Source organism: Paraburkholderia sp. EG304, from assembly GCF_046543485.1.
In the GTDB taxonomy this organism is placed as follows: Bacteria; Pseudomonadota; Gammaproteobacteria; order Burkholderiales; family Burkholderiaceae; genus Paraburkholderia; species Paraburkholderia youngii.
The window spans coordinates 55,833-77,904 of record NZ_JBKGUA010000016.1; the positions used below are offsets into that span (position 1 = coordinate 55,833).

Genomic DNA, 22,072 nt, shown 5'->3' on the forward strand with positions numbered 1-22,072 from the left:
GCTGCGGCACGAACTACACCGGATTAGCCAGAGGACACCGTTGCAAGCGCGGGACGCACACGCCAATGTTTTTTTCGTAGGGCTCATGGGGGCAGGAAAGACCACTGTGGGTCGGGCGGTTGCGCGCCGTCTCGAGCGCCCGTTCTTCGATTCCGACCATGAAATCGAGGCGCGCACGGGCGCGCGCATTCCCGTGATCTTCGAGCTAGAGGGCGAAGCGGGCTTTCGCGATCGCGAAGCGAGCGTGATCTCGGAGCTGACCGCGCGCGACAATATCGTGCTCGCGACCGGGGGCGGCGCGGTGCTGCGGCCGGAAAACCGCGAAGCGCTGAAAAGCCGCGGCCTCGTGATCTATCTGCGCGCCAATCCGCATGACCTGTGGCTGCGCACGCGCCGCGACAAGAATCGTCCGCTGCTGCAAACGGAAGACCCCAAGGCGCGCCTCGAAGCGCTCTATGCAGTGCGCGACCCGCTGTACCGCGAATGCGCGCACTTCGTGATTGAAACCGGCCGGCCCTCGGTCAACGGGCTCGTCAACATGGTTCTGATGCAGCTCGAGATGGCCGGCGTCGCCAAACATCCTGCGTCATAATGGACCGTATGATTACCGTCAACGTCGAACTGGGCGAGCGCGCCTATCCCATTCATATCGGTGCCGACCTGATCGGCCGGACCGATCTGTTCAAGCCGCATATCGCGGGCAACTCAGTCACGATCGTCACCAACAGCACCGTCGATCCGCTCTACGGCGACAAGCTGCGCGCCGCGCTCGCGCCGCTGAACAAGCAGGTGTCCACGGTGGTTCTGCCGGACGGCGAAGCGCACAAGAACCTGCAGACGCTGAACCTGATCTTCGACGCGCTGCTCGGCTCGCGCGCAGACCGCAAGACCACGCTGATCGCGCTCGGCGGCGGTGTGATCGGCGACATGACCGGGTTTGCCGCCGCCTGCTACATGCGCGGCGTGCCGTTCATCCAGGTGCCGACCACGTTGCTGTCGCAGGTGGATTCGTCGGTCGGCGGCAAGACCGGCATCAACCATCCGCTCGGCAAGAACATGATCGGCGCGTTCTACCAGCCGCAGGCGGTGATCGCCGACATCGGCGTATTGCGGTCGCTGCCCACGCGCGAACTCGCGGCGGGCATTGCGGAAGTCATCAAGACCGGCGCGATCGCCGATGCCGGTTTCTTCACCTGGATCGAGGCCAATGTCGAGGCATTGAACCGCTGCGAGCCGGCGGCGTTGACCGAGGCGGTCAAACGTTCGTGCGAGATCAAGGCGTCGGTAGTGGCGCAGGACGAGCGCGAAGGTGGTCTGCGCGCGATCCTGAACTTCGGCCATACGTTCGGCCACGCGATCGAAGCCGGACTCGGCTATGGCGAGTGGCTGCACGGCGAGGCGGTCGGCTGCGGGATGGTGATGGCGGCGGATCTGTCCGTGCGCCTCGGCCATCTGGACGAAGCGTCGCGCAAGCGACTCGTCGACCTGGTGCTTGCCGCGCATCTGCCCGCGCGTGCTCCCGCGCTCGGCACGGATCGCTACGTCGAGCTGATGCAGATCGACAAGAAAGCAGAAGGCGGCACGATCAAGTTCATTCTGCTGAAGCGTTTCGGTGAGACACTGATCACCCGCGCGCCCGACGCCGAAGTGCATGCGACGCTGGCCGCCGCCGTCTAGATTCAACACGGCCCTGCAGCCACGCTTCACGCACCCGCGTCACGAGGCGCCGCCCATGTTTCGGAGAACCCGGTGACTGACAGGCGCAGCGACGATATCCAGCATGACGCGGCAAGCGCGCGCGCGGGCGCCGGGAACGGCGCCATCGGCGCCACGGCCATCGCCGCGGATGCCGCTGCCGCGGTGGCCGCACCCGCCGTCCCCGCGCCGACCCAGCAGGCGCTCGAAGCGCATCTCGCGCCGTACGCGGCGCATTCGAGCCAGTCGCGTGGACGTCGCTATGCGGAAACCGCGCCGAGCGCGCGCACCGAGTTTCAGCGCGACCGCGACCGCATCGTTCACTCCACCGCGTTCCGGCGGCTCGAATACAAGACTCAGGTATTCGTCAATCACGAGGGCGACCTGTTTCGCACGCGTCTTACCCATAGCCTCGAAGTTGCGCAGATCGCGCGCTCGGTCGCGCGTAACCTCCGCGTCAATGAAGATCTCGTCGAAGCGATTTCGCTCGCGCACGATCTCGGCCATACGCCGTTCGGTCACGCCGGCCAGGACGCGTTGAACGAATGCATGCGCGAGCATGGCGGCTTCGAGCACAATCTGCAGAGCCTCGCGGTCGTCGATGAACTTGAAGAGCACTACGGAGCATTCAACGGCCTGAACCTGTGTTTCGAGACGCGCGAGGGCATTCTCAAACATTGCTCGCGCGACAACGCGCGCCGGCTCGGCGAGTTGGGCGAGCGTTTTCTCGAAGGACGTCAACCGTCCCTCGAAGCGCAGATCGCCAACGTCGCTGACGAAATCGCGTACAACAATCACGATGTGGACGACGGTTTGCGCTCCGGTCTGCTGTCGCTCGAGCAACTCGCCGAAGTGGAGCTCTGGCAGACGCATTGTGAGGCGGCGCGCGGCGACTACCCGCAGATCGAAGGGCGTCGGCTGATTCACGAGACGGTGCGGCGCGTGATCAATACGCTGATTGTCGATCTGATCGAGACGACGCGGGCCAATCTCGCGCGCTACGCACCGGCGTCACTCGACGACGTGCGCGCGGCGCCCCCGCTCGTTGCGCACAGTGATGCGATCGCCGCGCAGGCCGCGGCGCTCAAGCGCTTTCTGTTCAGAAACATGTACCGCCACTATCGCGTGATGCGCATGGCCAACAAGGCACGCCGCGTCGTGGTCGGGCTGTTCGACGCGTTCACCGACGATCCGCGGCTGCTGCCGCCGGACTATCAATCGAGCGATGCGGCGCGCCAGCCACGTCTGATCGCGCATTACATCGCGGGGATGACCGATCGCTACGCGTTGAAGGAGTATCGGCGGCTGTTCGTGATCGACGATAACTAGTCGCTAGCGGCTAGCTGCGGCAAGGGGGGCAACGTTCGACCTTGCCGCATCGAAGCGGCCGTCGCGCCTCCTTGCCAGCACCCTCAAACCGCGCAAGCCAGCGTCATCGCGAACGCGACGCGAACAGCGCCCCCGCCACCAGCGCAAGCCCGGCGACGATCGCAATCGTCTGCCACGGATTCTCATGCACATAGTGATCGGCGTCCGAGATCGCGACGCCCGCGCGGTCGCGCATTGCATCGCGCGTGTCGTTCAGCCGCTCGCGCGCGGCGTCCAACTGTTTGCGCAGCCTGCCGCGCAAGGCCACGGCGTCGGCCTGCGTGCCGTCGGCCAAGGTCGATTCGAGTTCCGACAGCAGGGTGCGCAACTCGACCGCGATATCTTCGGCCGCATGGCGGCTATGGCGAGCGATGCGCCGCGCACGGCGACTCGCGCTGGTCCAGGATTCGCCGAGGGCGTCTCGCGTATTTGGAAGTGCTGTCATGGTCGCTCCGTCGATGAGTTGAAAGGCCCCGCGCATCGTCGCGCGGACACGCTATGCGCAGACGCAGTATCACGTCGCAGCGTAGGAAACGCCATCTAACGCAACTTCGATGCCAAGCGTCGCATCGCCCGTAACGTGGCAGCGCGCGCCTCGCGACACGCTTCGCGTGGTCATAACGTTGCCAGATATTGCACGCAGGCGCGCCGCATTCGCGTCAAATTTACAAACGCCGATGCCGGATGACACTGCCATGCCGATGCCACCGCGACGCCAAAACAAGAACGCCGTCATCTGCTCGATGACGGCGTACCCCACGGCGCGAAAATTCGACTACCCTAATTCAAGCCACCTGCTGTCGCGATGCGTTAGAAACGGTAACCGATGTTGACGTAGGTGACGATCGGGTTCAGTTTGATCTTGGTTTGCGATTGCACGTTCAGCGTGCCGACGGGCGTGGTCGCTGCCGAATTGAGCTTCGCGGTCGTGCTGAGCGGCAGGTATGAGATCGACACGCCGGCGAACCAGTGTTGATTGAAGGAGTAATGGAAGCCCGCATTAAACACGGGTTCCCACGAACTATCCGTCGAGACACTGGTCGGACCATGCAGAACGTTGGCTTGGAATGAGCTGTTGGTGATGTGCTCGTCGGTGAACCAGATGCGGCTCACACCCACACCGAGATACGGCCGGAACGCAGCGGTCGGCGCGTTGAAGTAGTACTTGAACAGCAGAGTCGGGCTCCACTGTTTGGCCTGCCCGATCTTACCGAACTGCGCGAGGCTGCCCGTGCCTGACAGGTCGAAAGTAGGCGGCACGCCAATGACGAATTCGGTGGCGATGTGGTCGGTGACGAAGTATCCGGCGGTGAAGCCGATGGTGTCGGCCGAACCCAGCGAAGCGCCGGTGTTGGCTTCGGTGATGTTGGTTGGGCTGCCGCCAATGCTGGTCACGGTCAGCGGGTCGCTGCTCGATTGGGGCGCCAGGTGGAACCAGCCCGTCGTGACGTAAAAGCTGCCGGCCGATTGTGCGTGCGCTGCCGTGCTCATGCAGGCAAGCACTGCCATCCCCGTTACGGCCTGTTTTAATTTCATATGTGCTCCTCCAAAAAAGGCCCGCTCATTATGACTACAACGTTTGAAACAAACCATACGCGGCGGTTAGAGTTTTCTCCCTAAGCGCCGCGTGGTTTCTGGCTTGGCCGCATGGCGCCGAACCTTGCGCGCATGCGGATCTTCGGACCTTCGGGTATATACCAACGCGACTATTGGACACTCCAGCATGGCACGGCTTGCACGTCTTTATGTCCCCGACCAGCCGCAGCACGTCATCCTCCGCGGGCTCGATCAGCAGCCCGCCTTCGTCGACGACCAGGACTACGAGCTTTTCATCGACTGTCTGAAGGCGGCTTCCCGGGACCATCACCTTTCCATCCACGCTTACGCCTTGATGCCGGGCGCCGTGCAACTGCTCGTGACGCCCACCGAGGAGTCGAGCCTGCCCAAGGCGATGCAGGCTGTCGGGCGGCGCTACGTCGCGCACTTCAACCGGCGCTATGCGCGTCGCGGCACCTTGTGGGAGGGCCGTTACCGGGCCACGGTGATCGAAGGTGAGCGCTACTTCCTGCTGGCGAGCCGGGTGGTCGAAATGTGTCCGGTGCGCTTGCAACTGGTCAACGCGGCCGAGGACTATCGTTGGTCGAGCTATCGTCATCACATCGGCCTTACCCTCGACAGCCTGATCACGGATCACCCTCTCTACTGGTCGCTCGGCAATACGCCGTTCGAGCGACAGCGTGCTTATCGCGAACTGTGCGAGCAACCGCTCGACGAGCGCGAAGCCAGTCAGCTCCAGCAAGCCACATTGAAGGGTTGGGTACTCGGCAGCGACACTTACCGCGAGTGGGCGGCGCGCGCCGCGAACCGACGTGTGTCGCCGCTTCCGCGTGGCCGGCCACGCAAGGTGCGCGAGACGCCGCATACGCAGTGACGCGGCGACGCTTGCTACCCAGCGCCGCCGATAGAGCCGCTTTAAATCGGAATAAAGCGTTTTGCATCAAAGGACTGCATGAAGACGGCATTTCGTATGCCGTTTTCTTTTGCTTCAAATCGATGTGGCACCAATAAAAAATAGCCGCAATGCACCAATTTGATAATCGGGGGCGGATCACTACGTTTTATTTGCTATTTCCTTGATTCGTCGCGTATATTCCGATTTCCGACGCTTTTCGTCCCGCGCAGTCTTGCTACCAGAAGAGCGCCGTCGTGGTCGCGAAGCGCACTGCGGCAAAAAAACAATGGTTTAACGGCCTGTCCGGCCTCCTCACAGACGGTGTCCCCATGAACGACCACCAGCAACCGATTCACCCGGTTCCCGCCGCCCAAGGTCTGTACGACCCGCAAAACGAGCATGACGCTTGCGGCGTCGGCTTCGTCGCCCATATCAAGGGCCACAAGAGTCACGAAATCATCCAGCAGGGCTTGAAGATTCTCGAGAACCTCGACCACCGGGGCGCCGTCGGCGCCGATCCGCTGATGGGCGACGGCGCGGGCATCCTGATCCAGATTCCGGACGGCTTCTATCGCGAAGAGATGGCCCGCCAGGGCGTGACGCTGCCGCCCGCTGGCGAATACGGCGTCGGCATGATCTTCCTGCCGAAGGAGCACGCGTCGCGCATCGCCTGCGAACAGGAGCTCGAGCGCACGGTGAAGGCCGAAGGTCAGGTCGTGCTCGGCTGGCGCGACGTGCCGGTCGACCACGCGATGCCGATCTCGCCGACCGTGAAGGCGAGCGAGCCGCTGATCCGCCAGATCTTCATCGGCCGCGGCAAGGACATCATGGTGACCGACGCGCTCGAGCGGAAGCTGTACATCATCCGCAAGACCGCGAGCCACCGCATCCAGGCGCTGAAGCTCAAGCACGGCAAGGAATACTTCGTGCCGTCGTGTTCTGCACGCACGGTCGTCTACAAGGGTCTGCTGCTCGCGGGCCAGGTCGGCGTGTACTACCGCGACCTGCAGGACGAGCGCGTCGTGTCGGCGCTCGCCCTTGTGCACCAGCGCTTCTCGACCAACACGTTCCCGGCGTGGGAACTGGCACACCCGTACCGCATGATCGCCCACAACGGCGAAATCAACACGGTGAAAGGCAACGTCAACTGGCTGAACGCGCGTACCGGCGCGATCGCCTCGCACGTGCTCGGCGACGATCTGCCGAAGCTGTGGCCGCTGATCTATCCGGGCCAATCGGATACGGCATCGTTCGACAACTGTCTCGAACTGCTGGTGATGGCCGGCTATCCGCTCGTTCACGCGATGATGATGATGATCCCGGAAGCCTGGGAACAGCACACGCTGATGGACGAGAACCGCAAAGCGTTCTACGAATACCACGCCGCGATGATGGAACCGTGGGACGGCCCCGCCGCGATCGCGTTCACCGACGGCCGCCAGATCGGCGCGACGCTCGACCGTAACGGTCTGCGTCCGGCGCGCTACATCGTCACCGACGACGACCTCGTCATCATGGCGTCGGAAGCCGGTACGCTGCCTATTCCCGAATCGAAGATCGTCAAGAAGTGGCGTCTGCAGCCGGGCAAGATGTTCCTGATCGACATGGAGCACGGCCGCATCATCGACGACAAGGAACTGAAGGACAACCTCGCCAACGCCAAGCCGTACAAGAGCTGGATCGACGCCGTGCGCATCAAGCTCGACGAGATCGAGCCGAAGGCCGAAGACGTCGTCACGGAGCGCCGCGAAGCTGCTGCGCTGCTGGATCGCCAGCAGGCGTTCGGCTACACCCAGGAAGACCTGAAGTTCCTGATGGCGCCGATGGCGCAAGCGGGTGAGGAAGCCGTCGGCTCGATGGGCAACGACTCGCCGCTCGCGGTCATGTCCAACAAGAACAAGACGCTGTACCACTACTTCAAGCAGCTGTTCGCGCAGGTCACGAACCCGCCGATCGACCCGATCCGTGAAAACATGGTGATGTCGCTCGTGTCGTTCATCGGCCCGAAGCCGAACCTGCTCGACACGAACAACATCAACCCGCCGATGCGTCTCGAAGTGTCGCAGCCGGTGCTCGACTTCAAGGACATCGCGAAGATCCGCGCGATCGATCAGTACACCGGCGGCAAGTTCAGCTCGTACGAACTGAACATCTGCTATCCGGTCGCCTGGGGCAAGGAAGGCATCGAAGCGCGTCTCGCGTCGCTGTGCGCCGAAGCCGTCGATGCGGTCAAGTCCGGCTACAACATGCTGATCGTGTCGGACCGCAAGACCGACCGCGACAACGTCGCGATTCCGGCGTTGCTCGCAACCGCCGCGATCCACACACACCTCGTGCAGCAAGGTCTGCGCACGAGCACGGGTCTGGTCGTCGAAACCGGTTCGGCGCGTGAAACGCACCACTTCGCGTTGCTCGCGGGCTATGGCGCGGAAGCCGTGCACCCGTACCTCGCGATGGAAACGCTGAGCCAGCTCGCGGCCGGCCTGAAGGGCGACCTGTCGGCTGAAAAGGCGGTCTACAACTTCACGAAGGCAGTCGGCAAGGGCCTGCAGAAGGTCATGTCGAAGATGGGCATTTCGACCTACATGTCGTACACCGGCGCGCAAATTTTCGAGGCGGTCGGTCTTGCTTCGGATCTGGTGGCGAAGTACTTCCACGGCACGTCGTCGAAGGTCGGCGGCATTGGTCTGTTCGACGTCGCGGAAGAAGCGATCCGTCTGCATCGCGAGGCGTTCGGCGACAACCCGGTTCTCGCCAACATGCTCGACGCGGGCGGCGAGTACGCATACCGCGTGCGCGGCGAAGAACACATGTGGACGCCGGATGCGATCGCCAAGCTGCAGCACTCGGCGCGCAGCAACTCGTACCAGACGTACAAGGAATACGCGCATCTGATCAACGATCAGACCAAGCGTCACATGACCTTCCGCGGCCTGTTCGAGTTCAAGTTCGATCCGACCAAGGCGATCCCGCTCGACGAAGTCGAGCCGGCGAAGGAAATCGTCAAGCGTTTCGCGACCGGCGCAATGTCGATGGGCTCGATCAGCACCGAAGCGCACGCTACGCTCGCCGTCGCGATGAACCGCATCGGTGGCAAGTCGAACACCGGTGAAGGCGGTGAAGACGCGAACCGTTATCGCAACGAACTGCGCGGCATTCCGATCAGGAACGGCGACACGATGAAGTCCGTGATCGGCGACGAAGTGGTCGTCGACATTCCGCTCAAGGAAGGCGATTCGCTGCGCTCGCGCATCAAGCAGGTCGCGTCGGGCCGCTTTGGCGTGACGGCGGAATACCTCGCATCGGCCGACCAGATCCAGATCAAGATGGCGCAGGGCGCGAAACCGGGCGAAGGCGGTCAGCTGCCGGGCCACAAGGTGTCGGACTACATCGGCAAGCTGCGTTACTCGGTGCCGGGCGTCGGCCTGATCTCGCCGCCGCCGCACCATGACATCTACTCGATCGAAGACCTGGCACAGCTCATTCACGATCTGAAGAACGTGAACGCATCGTCGAGCATCTCGGTGAAGCTTGTGTCTGAGTCGGGCGTCGGTACGGTTGCCGCCGGTGTCGCGAAGGCGAAGGCGGATCACGTCGTGATCGCCGGTCATGACGGCGGTACGGGAGCGTCGCCGCTGTCGTCGATCAAGCATGCGGGCACGCCGTGGGAACTGGGTCTCGCCGAAACGCAGCAGACGCTGGTGCTGAACCAGTTGCGCGGCCGTATCCGCGTGCAGGCCGACGGTCAGATGAAGACCGGCCGCGACGTCGTGATCGGCGCGCTGCTCGGCGCTGACGAATTCGGCTTCGCGACGGCGCCGCTCGTCGTCGAAGGCTGCATCATGATGCGCAAGTGCCATCTGAACACGTGCCCGGTGGGCGTCGCGACGCAAGATCCGGTGCTGCGTGCGAAGTTCCAGGGCCAGCCGGAACACGTCGTGAACTTCTTCTTCTTCGTTGCGGAAGAAGCGCGCGAAATCATGGCGCAACTCGGTATCCGCAAGTTCGACGACCTGATCGGCCGCGCGGAACTGCTCGACACGAAGAAGGGCATCGAGCACTGGAAGGCGAAGGGTCTCGATTTCTCGCGCGTGTTCTATCAGCCGCAAGTGCCGGCCGAAGTCGCACGCAAGCACGTCGACGTGCAGGATCACGGCCTCGACCGCGCACTCGACCACACGCTGATCGAGAAGGCGAAGGCCGCGATCGAGAAGGGCGAGCACGTGTCGTTCATCCAGCCGGTGCGCAACGTGAACCGCACGGTCGGCGCGATGCTGTCGGGCACGATCGCGAAGAAATACGGCCACGAAGGTCTCGCGGACGACGCGATCCACATCCAGCTGAAAGGCACCGCGGGTCAGAGCTTCGGCGCGTTCCTCGCAAAGGGCATCACGCTGGATCTGGTCGGCGACGGCAACGACTACGTCGGCAAGGGTCTGTCGGGTGGCCGCATCATCATCCGTCCGACCAACGATTTCCGCGGCAAGTCGGAAGAGAACATCATCTGCGGTAACACGGTGATGTACGGCGCGATCGAAGGTGAAGCCTTCTTCCGCGGCGTCGCGGGCGAGCGTTTCTGCGTGCGTAACTCGGGCGCGACGGCGGTCGTCGAAGGCACGGGCGATCACGGTTGCGAATACATGACGGGCGGCACGGTGGTCGTGCTCGGCGAGACGGGCCGCAACTTCGCGGCCGGCATGTCGGGCGGTATCGCGTACGTGTTCGATCCGGACGGCACCTTCGCGAGCAAGTGCAACAAGTCGATGGTTTCGCTCGACCCGGTGCTGCAACAGGCCGAACAGGAGCGCACGGTCGACAAGGGCGTGTGGCATCGCGACACGACCGACGAAGCGCTGCTCAAGGGGCTCATCGAGCGTCACTTCCAGTTCACGGGCTCCCCGCGCGCGAAGGCGCTGCTCGAAAACTGGGACGCGGCACGCCGTCAGTTCGTGAAGGTGTTCCCGACCGAATACAAGCGCGCTCTCGGCGAACTCGCCGCGAAGAAGGCGAACAGCGAAGTGCTCGCCGCCTGAACTGCCGTCGCAAGTCACATTTAGACGTACCCGCCGCGTGCCGATCGATCGACGCGCGGCGGGTCCAGATTACCCCTAGATACAGATAGAGAAGAGAACCACATGGGCAAGGCAACCGGTTTTCTCGAGTTCGAACGTCGCCACGAGACGTACGAGGCTCCGCTCACGCGTGTGAAGCACTACAAGGAATTCGTCGCGGCACTGACCGACGACGAAGCGAAGATTCAAGGCGCGCGTTGCATGGACTGCGGCATTCCGTTCTGCAACAACGGCTGTCCGGTCAACAACATCATCCCGGACTTCAACGACCTGGTGTTCCGTCAGGATTGGAAGAACGCGATCGAAGTGCTGCACTCGACCAACAACTTCCCCGAGTTCACGGGCCGCATCTGCCCGGCGCCGTGCGAAGCGGCGTGCACGCTCGGCATCAACGACGACCCGGTCGGCATCAAGTCGATCGAGCACGCGATCATCGACAAGGCCTGGGCCGAAGGCTGGGTCGCGCCGCAAACGCCGAAGCACAAGACCGGCAAGAAGGTCGCCGTGGTCGGCTCGGGCCCCGCGGGTCTCGCGGCTGCCCAGCAGCTCGCGCGCGCCGGTCATGACGTGACCGTGTTCGAGAAGAACGACCGGATCGGCGGTCTGCTGCGTTATGGCATCCCCGACTTCAAGCTCGAGAAGTGGCAGATCGACCGCCGCATGCGCCAGATGGAAGCCGAAGGCGTGACGTTCCGCACCAACGTGTTCATCGGCAAGCCGGACTCGCTGCCGGCGCACATCGGAAACACCGCGAAGGAAACCATCACGCCGGCCGAACTGAACGAACAGTTCGACGCGGTCGTGATCGCCGGTGGTTCGGAAACGCCGCGCGATCTGCCGGTGCCGGGCCGCGAGCTCGAAGGCGTGTACTACGCGATGGAGTTCCTGCCGCAGCAGAACAAGGTCAACGCCGGCGACAAGGTGCCGAACCAGCTGATCGCGAAGGGCAAGCACGTCGTCGTGATCGGCGGTGGCGATACCGGTTCGGACTGCGTGGGTACGTCGAACCGTCATGGCGCAAAGAGCGTCACGCAGTTCGAACTGCTGCCGCAGCCGCCGGAAGAAGAGAACAAGCCGCTCGTGTGGCCGTACTGGCCGATCAAGCTGCGCACGTCGTCGTCGCACGAGGAAGGCTGCGAGCGCGATTGGGCGGTTGCGACCAAGCGCCTCGAAGGCAAGAACGGCAAGGTCGAGAAGCTGATCGCCGCGCGCGTCGAATGGAAGGACGGCAAGATGGTCGAAGTGCCGAACTCCGAATTCGAAATGAAGGCCGACCTCGTGCTGCTCGCGATGGGCTTCACGCAGCCGGTCTCGCCGGTGCTCGAAGCATTCGGCGTCGACAAGGATGCGCGCGGCAACGTGCGCGCTACGACCGAGGGCGACAAGGCGTACTACACGTCGGTGGACAAGGTGTTCACGGCGGGCGACATGCGTCGCGGCCAGTCGCTCGTGGTATGGGCGATCCGCGAAGGCCGTCAGTGCGCACGTTCGGTCGATGCGTTCCTGATGGGTCATTCCGAACTGCCACGTTAAGCGTCTTCAATTTGCAGGAAGACGTGGAGACGACAAGGTGCCCCAAGAAGGGCGCCTGTAGCGGTAAAGCGATGCAGTAAAAAAGAAACCGGGCTCGCCTGAAAGGGGGAGCCCGGTTTTCTTTTTGGCTCGCCGCAGTGCGTTCTGTCCGCCTCATTTGCGATAGCGTGCGAGCGTCACGCGGCATGTGTTGTCGCGCACCCGGCCCTCTTTTTTCTTACTAAACCCTACGATGTAACGCAAAACTTATTGGTCGACGTTAAACTGCGTTTGCAGCCCGGCTGCCCACTCGATCCTCCTATAACCCGTCGCCCCCGATGCCCGTCACCGCGAAAAACCGTTCGCCTTTCCGCGCCCTTACGAGCACGACCGTGCCCGTGGAGCGAGGCGTGCTGGGCGAAACCTCTGCGGCGCGGCGACGCTTTCTGAGGGGCTCGGCCGGTGCGATGCTGGCCGCGGGCTTCGGCAGCACGCTGCTGTCCGCGTGCGGCGGCAGTCTCGAAGCCGAGCAGCCGGCTACGCCGCGACTCGTGTCGGTCAGCAATTTCCGCGATGTCGGCGGCGCGGCGGCCGGCTATCTGACCGTCGACGGCAAGCAGATGCGGCGCGGCGTGTTCTTTCGCGCGAATGCGCTGACGCTGAGCGGCACGGACGCGGCGACACTCGGCAGGCTCGGCATCGTGTCGGTTTTCGACCTGCGCACGCCCGCCGAAATCGCGCGCACCGCCGACGTGCTGCCGGGCGGCGCGACATCCGCCACGCTGAATGTGCTCGGCACGAACGACTTCGTTACGCCCCCGGTCGACTCGCCCGTCGACGCCGTCGCATTCATGCAGGCGCAGGCGCGCGCGTATGTGACGGGCGCGCCGCAGCGGGCCGCCTATGGCGCGTTGCTCAGCGCGCTGGCCAACGGCACGGGCGCGCAGCTATTCCATTCGAGTGCGGGCAAGGACCGCGCGGGCTGGGTCGCCGCGCTGCTGCTCAGCATCGCCAACGTTCCGCTCGACGTGATCATGCAGGACTACCTGCTCAGCAACGTCTATCTCGCGCCATCGATAGCTGCCCAAACCACCACGTTGCGCGCGCAGGAAGGCGCGGCCATCGCCGCGGCGAGAGCGCCGTTGTTCGACGTCGACGAGAATTATCTGCAGGCGGGCTTCGACCAGGTCCAGGCGAGCTACGGCACGATGGCGAGCTACCTGACGCAAGGCCTCGGCCTTTCCACGGCAACGGTCGACGCGCTGCGCAATCGGCTCGTGCATTAACGCGCTTGGGCCGTCCGATGGCGAAAAAAAGTCCGCCCCAGAGGAGCGGGCGGACGGAGAAGGGCGGCATCGAGGTTGCCGGGGGCAGCTATAAGGCCGCAACCCGCGCGACAGCCGATGCGGTAAGGACAGGTAAGTGCCCTTAGCGCGCCCCCTTACCTACGCGCATCCTCACGTCAGCGCCGGGTCCACCGGCAATTCGATCCGTACGTCGAGCCCGCCCCGCGCATGATTGCGCACGAGGCAGCGTCCGCCGCGATGGTGCGCGAGCCGCGCGACGATCGCGAGACCGAGGCCGCAATGGCCTTCGCCGCCGCGCGCGGCGTCGAGCCGCACGAACGGCTTCATCGCCGCGGCGATGCGCTCGTCGGGAATGCCGGGGCCGTGGTCGCGCACGCTGATGATCCAATGACCGTCGTTGCACGCGGTTGAGATTTCCACCGGCGGCATGCCGTGTTCGAGCGCGTTGTCGACGAGATTCGTCACCAGCCGGTCGAGCAGCGTGCGCGGCAGCGTGAACGACGGGCCGGCGCGCAAGTCGAGTGCGAAGAGCGGGGTTTCGGCGGGGTCCGCGGCTTCGGCGGGGTCAGCGGCCTCCGGGTACTCGCTCGAGGAAAACTGCTCGCGCAAGAACTCGTCGACTTCGACCGGCGGGCCGGCGTCCGCCGATTGGCCCGCGAATTCGAGGAACTGCTGGACGATGTTGGTCAGCGCATCGACGTCGCGGATCAGGCCCGCGCGCTCGTTTTCATCGACCAGCACGCTTGCGCGCAGCTTCAGGCGCGTAAGCGGCGCCTTCAGATCGTGCGCGACGCCGGCGAGCATCACCGCCTGGTCGTCGCCGGCTTCGTTCAGGCGCCGCATCATGTCGTTGAACGAGCCGATCAGATCGCGCAGTTCGCGCGGGCCCTGCACCGGCACGGGTTCGGGCCGGCCGCCCGAGCCGAATGCGCGCGACGCATCGGCGACGCGCAGCAACGGCCGTTGCATCTGCCAAACCGCGAACAGCGACAGGATCAGTCCGGCGGCCAGCATCGAGACGGATTCGATCAGAAAGCGCGGCGGCGGCGGAACGTCGACCGGAACGACGACCCAGTTCGACTTGCCCGGAGACAATACCCACAGTTGCGGCGGACGCAGATCGTCGACGGCGATCTGCGTGCCGGCCGGCAGGTTCTCGCGCAGATGCCGGCTCAACTCGATCAGCATATGCTCGTGCGGCTCGCGCAGATGCACGCTGGTCGGCATGTTCCAGGTGGGTACCAGATGCACGCGCATCGCCGGCGCGAGCGCGGCGCCCTTGATCGGCTCGCCGTTGATCGCCTGCAGCACGAGCAGAATGCCGCGCGCGAAGCCGTCGATTTCATGGCGCGGCGGCTGCATCGTCACCAGCACGAACCAACTCGCCTGAATCGCGAACAGCACCGCCGCCGACAGCAACGCCATTCTGCCGAACAGCGTGTTCAGCGGATTTCTCATGCGCTCGGGGTGGCCCCGTCCTCGAAGGGGGTGCCGTTGGCGTCGGGCACGAAGACGTAGCCCTTGCCGCGCACCGTTTGCACGTAGCACGGGTTCGACGGATCGTCCTCGATCACGCGGCGCAGGCGCCAGATCGGCACGTCGAGGCTGCGGTCGCGGAAGGCGAGATCGTCGCGATGCACGAGATCGTGAATCAGCACGCGCGAGAGCACCTTGTACGGATTGTTGACGAAGATCTTCAGCAGCGCGAATTCGCTGTCGCGTAGCGGCAGCTTGGCGTCGTCGCGGCTCAGCGAGCGCGTCGCGAAGTCCAGTTCGAACGGACCGAAGCGATAGCGCTTGCGGGCTTCGGGCGCGCTCGTGGTGGACGGCCCGCGCCGGCGCAGCACGGTCTGGATGCGCACCAGCAGTTCGCGCGGATCGAATGGCTTGGTCAGATAGTCGTCCGCGCCGAGCGACAGACCGACGATGCGATCGGCCACCGTGCCGCGCGCGGTCACGAAGATCACCGGGATGTCGTCGCCGGCGGCGCGCAACGCGGTGAGCGCGCGCAGGCCGTCGGTGTTCGGCATCATGATGTCGAGCACGACGACCGACGGCCGCTCACGCTCGAGACGACGCTGCAAATGAGTGCCGTCATGCAGCACGGACGCATCGAAACCGTTGGACTGCAGAAACTTGCAAAGCAGATCGCGTACGACCGGATCGTCGTCGACGATAAGGACCTGTGGATTCATGGCGAAATTCTAGACTGGCGCGCCCGACGCGCGACCGCGCATTTCCTTACCAACGCTTACTGTGCGCCGCGGGGCGCTGGCGGGCTCGCGCCGTGGCGAATCAGCGAAGGTTCCGCGCCTACTGTAGCACTGCCTGCCCCTGCTCTCCGCAACGACCGCCACGCGATGGCCACGCCTGGCAAGCACTGGAAAGTCCTCGCAAGCCCACGGAACGGATCGTAACAACCGCGCGAAAGCGCGCTTTGCTTGGCCCATCGTCGGCACTTGCGCGGCGCGATGATTCGTTCCGCAGCAAGTCGCGCCGCAAGCCGAACGAGGTCCGCTGCCTCGGACGACGGCGTGCGTCGTTCAACCGACACCAGCGCGCAATGCGCACCTTCGCGAGGTCCATCATGACGATCCACAACACGCTCAGTTCCACGCCTTTCTCCACGCTGGCGAAGACGCCAGCCACGGAAAAGTCCTCAAGTTCGGGTTCCACCAGCGCAGCGGCGAAATCGCAGCAAAGCAGTGCGCTCCAGCAGCCTGCACTGCCTGTGCCGGGGACGGGGCTCATCGGTCATCTGGTCAACACGACGGCGTGAACTGGCGAGGTCCGCGTGCTGTTATCCAGAACTACTGAGCGTCGGAGTCGCGCCCTGGCGTGGCTCCTTGCCGGCTCGCTGCTGTTGCCGCTGGGCGGCTGCGGCGCCGCGGCGCTGCCGTGCCGGGTCACGGCGGCGACCCTGAAAGTGCTGCCGGTCGTCGGCCATGCGGCGGCGACGCCTTTCGACATGTGCGCTTCCGCGATCGATTGAATCATGATGCTCGCCAGGATGGTTGGTGCATTGATGCTGCTCGGCGGTGTGCTGGCGTGCGCCGCGCATGCGCAGCCTGACGCGCGCAGTCAGAAGGCGGCCAGCGCGGCATCGAGTAGCGTCGTCACCGACACGCGGCGGCGCTCGCCGGACGCGCCGTTTTCGTTTCGCGGCGTCGCGCTCGGCATCACGATCGACGAATTCCGCGCGGGCTCGGCCGTGCACGCGACGCCGATCGGCAGCGTGCCGATCTGCGAGACCGACGTGCAGGCAGGTGCGCTCGGCATGCGGCTGAAATCGCACGATAGCCTGAGCGTCGCGTGCCGCTGGGCGCATCGCGATGATGAGCGCTGGGCGGTGTCGCAGGCGGTGGTCGATGGCGCGCCGGCACTCGAACATGTGATGCGCTTTACGCGTATCGACGGGCAAGGCGCATTGCGTCTCTACGAGATGTCGTTCGTGATCGACGAACTGACCGCGGAGGATCTGCGCGACGCGCTCGAAGATCGTTTTGGGCCGCCGCGTCTCGCGACGCGCAACGCGGCGGCACCGGGCGCGATGCCGATGTACGTATGGGAGAACGCGGTCAGTTCGATCACGCTCTGCTTTCTGCCGCGCAGCCGCAACGGCACGCTCACGTATCTGCTGAAGGGCTCGGATGCGTGGATGAAAGCGGTCGTGCGGAAGTGGCAGGCGAGCGGCGCCGACGCGGGCTGATGATTGCCTGGCAAGCCTGACTATCGGCACGAGCCCAACGCCGAAAGCGGGGGGCGACCCACTAGCGCCGCCACGCTTCAACTCCATTTCATCTTTCTCGCCACGGAGCCAGCATGACCGCATTACGTCTCATCCTTGTGTTCGGCGCCGCGAGCTGTCTCGCGGCCTGTTCGAGCGCGCAGACGAGGTCGATCGTCGAAACGCCGATGGCGCCGCCGCTCGCATCCGCGCCTTTGAACGTCAACACGCAAGGCGCGATCTATCAGGCCGGCGCACCGCTGCTGCTGTATGAGACGCCGCGCGCGCAGCATATCGGCGACGTGCTGACGATCCGGCTGTCCGAATCGTATAGCGGCAACAACAGCGCGAGCGCATCGGCGAACCGCGCGAGCAGCATCACCGCGGCCGCGGCGGACCAATCGACGAACGCCGCCGCGCGGCTCGCGAAACTGTTCAACATCGGCTCGGCCAGCACCGACTACAAAGGGCAGGGCCGTCTGAGCGACATCAGCGACATGACGGGCACGCTCGCCGTGACCGTGATCGGCACGGTATCGGGCGGCAATCTCGTCGTGTCGGGCGAGAAGGTGATCGCGATGAGCGGTACCCGTGACCGTCTTCGGTTGTCGGGCATCGTCAATCCCAAGGATATCGAAGCGGGCAATTACGTTGCGTCGAGCAAGGTCGCGAACGCGCGCATCGAGCAGGCGGGCCTCGGCATGGTCAACGATGCGACGACGATGGGCTGGCTGCAGCGGATGTTTCTGAGTGTGCTGACGTTTTGACTGTCGGCCGCGTCAGCGCGGTGCCCGTTACGCGCGGCGCGCAGATCGCGTCAACTGGCTTCGATCAGTTCGACTCGCACCGCTAGCCGAGCGGCGGCGTGAGCCCGCGCTCGGCCGCGCCGATCTCGCCGTCCGGCACGAACACATAGCCGCGTCCCCACACCGTCTGTACGTAGCGCGGTTCCGACGGGTCCACTTCGATCAGGCGACGCAAGCGCCAGATCGACACGTCGAGACTCCGATTGCGGTGCGCGTCGCTATTGCCGTGCAGTTCTTCGAGCAACTGCGCGCGCGTGAGCACGGTCATCGCATGCGTGACGAACACCTTCAGCATCGCGAATTCGCTCGAACGCAGCGTGATGCGTTCGCCGCCGCGGCGCAGTTCGCGCGCGGGGAAGTTCACTTCGAAGCGGCCGAAATGATAGGGCGCGCGTTGCTCGGGCGCGCCCGGCGCGATCGAGCCGCGACGACGCAGCACGGTGCGAATCCGCGCGACGAGCTCGCTCGGTTCGAACGGCTTGCCGAGATAGTCGTCGGCGCCGAGCTCGAGGCCGATCACGCGATCGATCGGATCGGAGCGCGCGGTCAGCAGAATCACGGGAATGTCGTCGCCAGCGACGCGCAATGCGCGCAGCGCGCTGATGCCATCGAGCTCCGGCATCATGATGTCGAGCACGACGAGAGCGGGGCGCTCCTGCTGCAATCTGCGCTGCAACGCCGAGCCATTTTCGAGCGTGGCGACGTTAAAGCCGCGCCCGTGCAGATACTCGCTGACGAGCTCGCGTACGACGGGATCGTCATCGACGATCAGGATGGTCTGGTTCATTCAGGTGATCTTAGTGATGCCCACGGGCCGCGCAAAGCGCATACCGCTTTCCAATCCTTTCCCGTGTAAGACGCTGCAAGCGAACCCCAAGCTGCGGGTATTCAGTGGGTCGGCGCGAAGGCCTGCGAGGTCTGCAAGGTCTGCTGTTGCTGCTCCTGGCGCGCGAAATCGGTTCGATCGACGACCATCCGCTCGATCAAGCCGCCAAGCTTCACCGAGGCCGACGAGAAGCGGTCGGTGTTCAGGCCGCCCGTCTGATAGCGCGCCGTGACCAGAATGCGACCGCTCTGGATCAGCGTCAGATCGATGATCGACAGGTACTGGATCGATTCGTCGCTGAACGAGCGACGCCCATAGTCGATCGCGGCGTTGTAGACGAGCCGCGCTTCGCAGCCGGCGGGTGAAGTGCCCGGATTGTAGACGTCCGAACGAATGCCGCGCCGCTCGAGCGCGAGCTGCAGCGCCGGCACGAAATCGCCGACCGACACCGTCGGGTTCACTTCGATGCACACGTGCTGCACATCCGCGGGCCGGCCATTGACGAAGGTCGGCGACGAATAGTTAGACGCGATCGCGTAGCCGGCCTGGATCACGGAACCGGTGGCGTCGGCGGCCTGGATCAGCGTCCATGCGCAGCCGTCGAGCGTGAGTGTCAGCGTCGCGGCGAAGGCGGCGAGGGCGCAGCGACGCCGCGATATCAGCGAGGCGACCCGACCCAGACGCGAAGGCCTGGTTGCGGCTGGCGCGCGCACGGTTGGCGGCGAGGTCATAATGCGGCGCCCGATCCCGGTCACGAGATTCGCTGGGTCATCGAAAGCAGCGACGGCCGCGCGCTCAGCGCGTCACGCGCAGTCGCAGTTCGTTCTGACCTTGCACGCTTGCGGTGACGTTCACGCGGCGCGCGTCGGTGGTCACGACGAAATGCTGGCGCACAGGTGTGTTGACGTCGTGCACGACGCGCGGAAAACAGGCGGCGATGTCGGCGCCGAGTTCTTCGAGCGGATCGTTGATGACGCCGTCGGCTTGCCAGTGCGCGCGCCAGTGGCAGTCGTACGCGTGCGCGGTGGCGCGGCAATCGTCGGAATGGGAGACGCCCGGCAGTTGCGCTGCGGTCTCGCTCGGCAGTTGCCGGAAATCGCTCGCATCGACGATGTGCGTCAGCGCCGCGCAGATATCGGCGGGCTGATTCGGCTCGGCCGTTTGCGCGGCATCGACGGTGTTCGTGACGAGCAGCGCCGCGCCGCAGGCGAGCGCGAGGCGCGGGAGCAAAGACGGGAGAAAAGGTGAAACACGGCGAGCGAATGACATGGGCGAGAAGTCCGGAGAGCGGTTGCGATCAAAGACGTGACTGATGTCAACGAAGGCCGACGCATGGCGCGGCCCGTACGACTATGGTCGCTGCTCGCAGGCATTTCCAAAGCGCGGAACAGCTTGTGCGCTTCGCAAATGCTTCCGAACTCTTCTCGTGTCTTTCCGGATGTTTCGCACGACGCGCGGAGCGGCGTCGTGCGCTTTTTTGACCTGAGCGCCGCGCGCGTCGCTTACGCCGCTATCGCTTCGGCCGAACGCTCGACGTCGAGCGTTTCGTCATGGAACGCAGCAAGCGATTCGCGATGCGCGACGCTGACGATCGCCGCCTTCGGCAACCGCTCGGTGAACAGTCGATAGAGCCGCGCCTCGTTTTCCGCGTCGAGCGCGCTGGTCGCTTCGTCGAGGAACAGATAGTCAGGCTTGTGCAGCAGCACGCGCGCGGCGGCGAAGCGCTGCTGCTCACCCGGCGACAACACGCGGGTCCAGTGCCCCGTTTCCTGCAGACGGTCCGCGTATTCCGACAGATGGCAGGTGATGAGCGCGTCGCGGCATTCGTCGTCGCCATAGGTGTCCGCCGCCGATGGATACGCGAGCGCCGCCTTCAGCGTGCCGATCGGCATGTAGCTGACCTGCGGGATGAACATCATGCGGGCATTGACCGGCGCGTCGATCGAACCGTCGCCGAACGGCCACAGGCCCGCGAGCGCGCGCATCAGCGTGCTCTTGCCGGCGCCCGACGGACCGCGCACGAGCCAGCGCGAGCCCGGCCGGATCGCGATATCGCGGATGCGCGACAGCGGGTTGCCATTGGGCAGCGCGAGCGTGAGGCTGTCGGTGGTGAGCGTGTTGCTGTCGACGAAATGCAGGTTGATGCCGCCGTGTTCCGTGGCCGGCGACACCGATTCCTTCAGACGCGGCGCATGCACGACGCGCTTGAATTCGCGCAGCCGGTTCACGGTCGCGCGCCATTCGACGAGGCTCGTATAACTGTTGATGAACCACGAGAACGAATCACTGACGGTGCCGAACGCGCTCGAAATCTGCATCAGCACGCCGAACGTGAACGCGCCCGCGAAGTAGCGCGGCGCGGCGACGACGATCGGGAAAATGATCGCGATCTGGCCATAGAAGCTCAGCACGAAGGTCAGGCGCTTCGTGTACTTCATCACCTGCCACCAGTTGTCGCGGATGCGGCCGAACAGCGTGCGCGCGTTCGTCTTCTCGGTTTCCATGCCGTTGTAGAACGCGATCTGCTCGGCGTTCTCACGCAGCCGGATCAGACCGAAACGGAAATCCGCCTCGACCTTCTGCGCCTGATAGTTGATCGACACGAGCGGATGACCGACCTTCTGCATGACCAGCGAACCGACCACCGCATACAGCGCGGCGGCCCAAACCATATAGCCGGGGATATGCAGCGGCATGCCGCCGAGCGAAATACTCAGCGCGCCCGCGAGCGTCCACAGGATCGTGATGAACGACACCAGCGTGACGACGGTCGACAGCAGATCGAGCGTCAGCGACAGCGTGGTGGTCGCGAACGACTGCAGGTCGTCGCTGATCCGCTGGTCCGGGTTGTCGGCGAGGCGGTCACGCTCGATGCGGTAGAACGCGCTGTCGTTGAGCCACTCGTTCAGGTAGCGGGTGGTCAGCCACTGGCGCCAGCGGAATCCGAGCATCTGGCGCAGATAGCGTCCATACACGGCGAGGATGATGAAGCCGAACGCGAGTCCGGTAAAAATCATCAACAGATGCGGGAAGTCGTGGACGTTCTTCTGTTGCAGCGCGTTGTAGAAGTCTGCGCTCCAGCGGTTCAGGCGCACGTTGATCCAGACGACGATCAGGTTCATCACGATGATCGCGACGAGCAGCGCCCATGCGATGCCTCGTTCCTCGGAAACCCAGTAAGGCTTGATCAGGCTCCAGGCGGAGACCTTTTCGTCGGACGGCAGCGCGGGGCTGGCGGAAGTATGTGGTGTCATGAGCGTCCTGATGAAGTGCTGACCCGAAGTGCATTCCGGCGGCGTACGGGTCC

At 64.4% G+C, this 22,072-nt stretch carries 19 protein-coding genes; 11 read left to right on the forward strand and 8 right to left on the reverse strand.

Annotated elements, in window-relative coordinates; genetic code table 11:
- Positions 1–40 precede the first annotated feature (40 nt).
- The 3 genes from ACLFKU_RS20065 (at position 41) to ACLFKU_RS20075 (ending at position 3,024) form a co-directional block, all read left to right on the forward strand.
- Entirely contained in the window at positions 41–592 is a 552-nt protein-coding gene (locus tag ACLFKU_RS20065; protein ID WP_368584376.1) for a shikimate kinase, read from the forward strand.
- The gene (gene aroB, locus ACLFKU_RS20070) at positions 592–1,677 is read left to right on the forward strand and encodes a 3-dehydroquinate synthase (RefSeq protein ID WP_410850218.1); all 1,086 of its coding nucleotides are present in this window, start codon (positions 592–594) and stop codon (positions 1,675–1,677) included. Before ACLFKU_RS20065 ends, aroB begins: the two co-directional genes overlap by 1 nt.
- A gap of 159 nt (positions 1,678–1,836) precedes the next feature.
- Positions 1,837–3,024 (forward strand): deoxyguanosinetriphosphate triphosphohydrolase, encoded by a 1,188-nt coding sequence (locus ACLFKU_RS20075; RefSeq protein ID WP_368584400.1) that lies wholly within the window; start codon positions 1,837–1,839, stop codon positions 3,022–3,024.
- Positions 3,025–3,127: 103 nt separating this feature from the next.
- Here the strand turns inward: ACLFKU_RS20075 and ACLFKU_RS20080 are convergent, their stop codons facing one another.
- Both ACLFKU_RS20080 and ACLFKU_RS20085 read right to left on the reverse strand, forming a co-directional pair.
- The gene (locus ACLFKU_RS20080; RefSeq protein ID WP_410850219.1) at positions 3,128–3,508 is read right to left on the reverse strand and encodes a YqjD family protein; all 381 of its coding nucleotides are present in this window, start codon (positions 3,506–3,508) and stop codon (positions 3,128–3,130) included.
- A gap of 365 nt (positions 3,509–3,873) precedes the next feature.
- Positions 3,874–4,599 carry an OmpW/AlkL family protein gene (locus ACLFKU_RS20085; RefSeq protein WP_368584374.1) on the reverse strand — a complete coding sequence of 242 codons (726 nt, stop codon included), beginning with the start codon at positions 4,597–4,599 and terminating at the stop codon, positions 3,874–3,876.
- A gap of 187 nt (positions 4,600–4,786) precedes the next feature.
- Here ACLFKU_RS20085 and ACLFKU_RS20090 point away from each other — a divergent pair, with 187 nt between their 5' ends.
- From ACLFKU_RS20090 to ACLFKU_RS20105, 4 genes are all read left to right on the forward strand, one after another.
- Entirely contained in the window at positions 4,787–5,494 is a 708-nt protein-coding gene (locus ACLFKU_RS20090; protein ID WP_013090727.1) for a transposase, read from the forward strand.
- 350 nt (positions 5,495–5,844) lie between these two features.
- The gene (locus tag ACLFKU_RS20095; RefSeq protein ID WP_410850220.1) at positions 5,845–10,548 is read left to right on the forward strand and encodes a glutamate synthase-related protein; all 4,704 of its coding nucleotides are present in this window, start codon (positions 5,845–5,847) and stop codon (positions 10,546–10,548) included.
- A gap of 102 nt (positions 10,549–10,650) precedes the next feature.
- Entirely contained in the window at positions 10,651–12,120 is a 1,470-nt protein-coding gene (locus ACLFKU_RS20100) for a glutamate synthase subunit beta (RefSeq protein ID WP_410850221.1), read from the forward strand.
- 317 nt (positions 12,121–12,437) lie between these two features.
- Entirely contained in the window at positions 12,438–13,385 is a 948-nt protein-coding gene (locus tag ACLFKU_RS20105) for a tyrosine-protein phosphatase (protein ID WP_410850222.1), read from the forward strand.
- A gap of 171 nt (positions 13,386–13,556) precedes the next feature.
- On the opposite strand, the gene ACLFKU_RS20110 is transcribed toward ACLFKU_RS20105, so the two are convergent.
- Positions 13,557–14,864: an ATP-binding protein gene (locus ACLFKU_RS20110; protein ID WP_410850223.1), complete on the reverse strand. Its 1,308-nt coding sequence runs from the start codon at positions 14,862–14,864 to the stop codon at positions 13,557–13,559.
- Complete coding sequence (locus ACLFKU_RS20115; RefSeq protein ID WP_368584368.1) at positions 14,861–15,601, reverse strand: response regulator; 741 nt, start codon at positions 15,599–15,601, stop codon at positions 14,861–14,863. The genes ACLFKU_RS20110 and ACLFKU_RS20115 overlap by 4 nt, the downstream gene beginning before the upstream one ends.
- Positions 15,602–15,993: 392 nt before the next feature.
- Between ACLFKU_RS20115 and ACLFKU_RS20120 the strand changes: the two genes are divergently transcribed.
- The 4 genes from ACLFKU_RS20120 (at position 15,994) to ACLFKU_RS20135 (ending at position 17,900) form a co-directional block, all read left to right on the forward strand.
- Entirely contained in the window at positions 15,994–16,185 is a 192-nt protein-coding gene (locus ACLFKU_RS20120; RefSeq protein WP_410850224.1) for a hypothetical protein, read from the forward strand.
- 15 nt (positions 16,186–16,200) lie between these two features.
- Positions 16,201–16,398, forward strand: a complete 198-nt coding sequence (locus ACLFKU_RS20125; RefSeq protein WP_410850225.1) for a DUF6726 family protein — start codon at positions 16,201–16,203, stop codon at positions 16,396–16,398.
- A gap of 3 nt (positions 16,399–16,401) precedes the next feature.
- Positions 16,402–17,115 carry a hypothetical protein gene (locus ACLFKU_RS20130; RefSeq protein WP_410850226.1) on the forward strand — a complete coding sequence of 238 codons (714 nt, stop codon included), beginning with the start codon at positions 16,402–16,404 and terminating at the stop codon, positions 17,113–17,115.
- Positions 17,116–17,228: 113 nt separating this feature from the next.
- Positions 17,229–17,900 carry a flagellar basal body L-ring protein FlgH gene (locus ACLFKU_RS20135; protein WP_410850227.1) on the forward strand — a complete coding sequence of 224 codons (672 nt, stop codon included), beginning with the start codon at positions 17,229–17,231 and terminating at the stop codon, positions 17,898–17,900.
- Positions 17,901–17,982: 82 nt separating this feature from the next.
- Here the strand turns inward: ACLFKU_RS20135 and ACLFKU_RS20140 are convergent, their stop codons facing one another.
- The 4 genes from ACLFKU_RS20140 to ACLFKU_RS20155 form a co-directional block, all read right to left on the reverse strand.
- On the reverse strand, positions 17,983–18,726 hold the full coding sequence (locus tag ACLFKU_RS20140; RefSeq protein WP_410850228.1) for a response regulator: 744 nt from the start codon (positions 18,724–18,726) through the stop codon (positions 17,983–17,985).
- A gap of 101 nt (positions 18,727–18,827) precedes the next feature.
- On the reverse strand, positions 18,828–19,496 hold the full coding sequence (locus ACLFKU_RS20145; RefSeq protein ID WP_410850229.1) for a hypothetical protein: 669 nt from the start codon (positions 19,494–19,496) through the stop codon (positions 18,828–18,830).
- 64 nt (positions 19,497–19,560) lie between these two features.
- A complete protein-coding gene (locus tag ACLFKU_RS20150; RefSeq protein ID WP_410850230.1) occupies positions 19,561–20,034 on the reverse strand; it encodes a hypothetical protein in 474 nt (157 codons plus the stop codon).
- A 233-nt stretch (positions 20,035–20,267) separates the two neighbouring features.
- Entirely contained in the window at positions 20,268–22,019 is a 1,752-nt protein-coding gene (locus ACLFKU_RS20155; RefSeq protein ID WP_368584360.1) for an ABC transporter ATP-binding protein/permease, read from the reverse strand.
- Between the last annotated feature and the right edge of the window lie 53 nt (positions 22,020–22,072).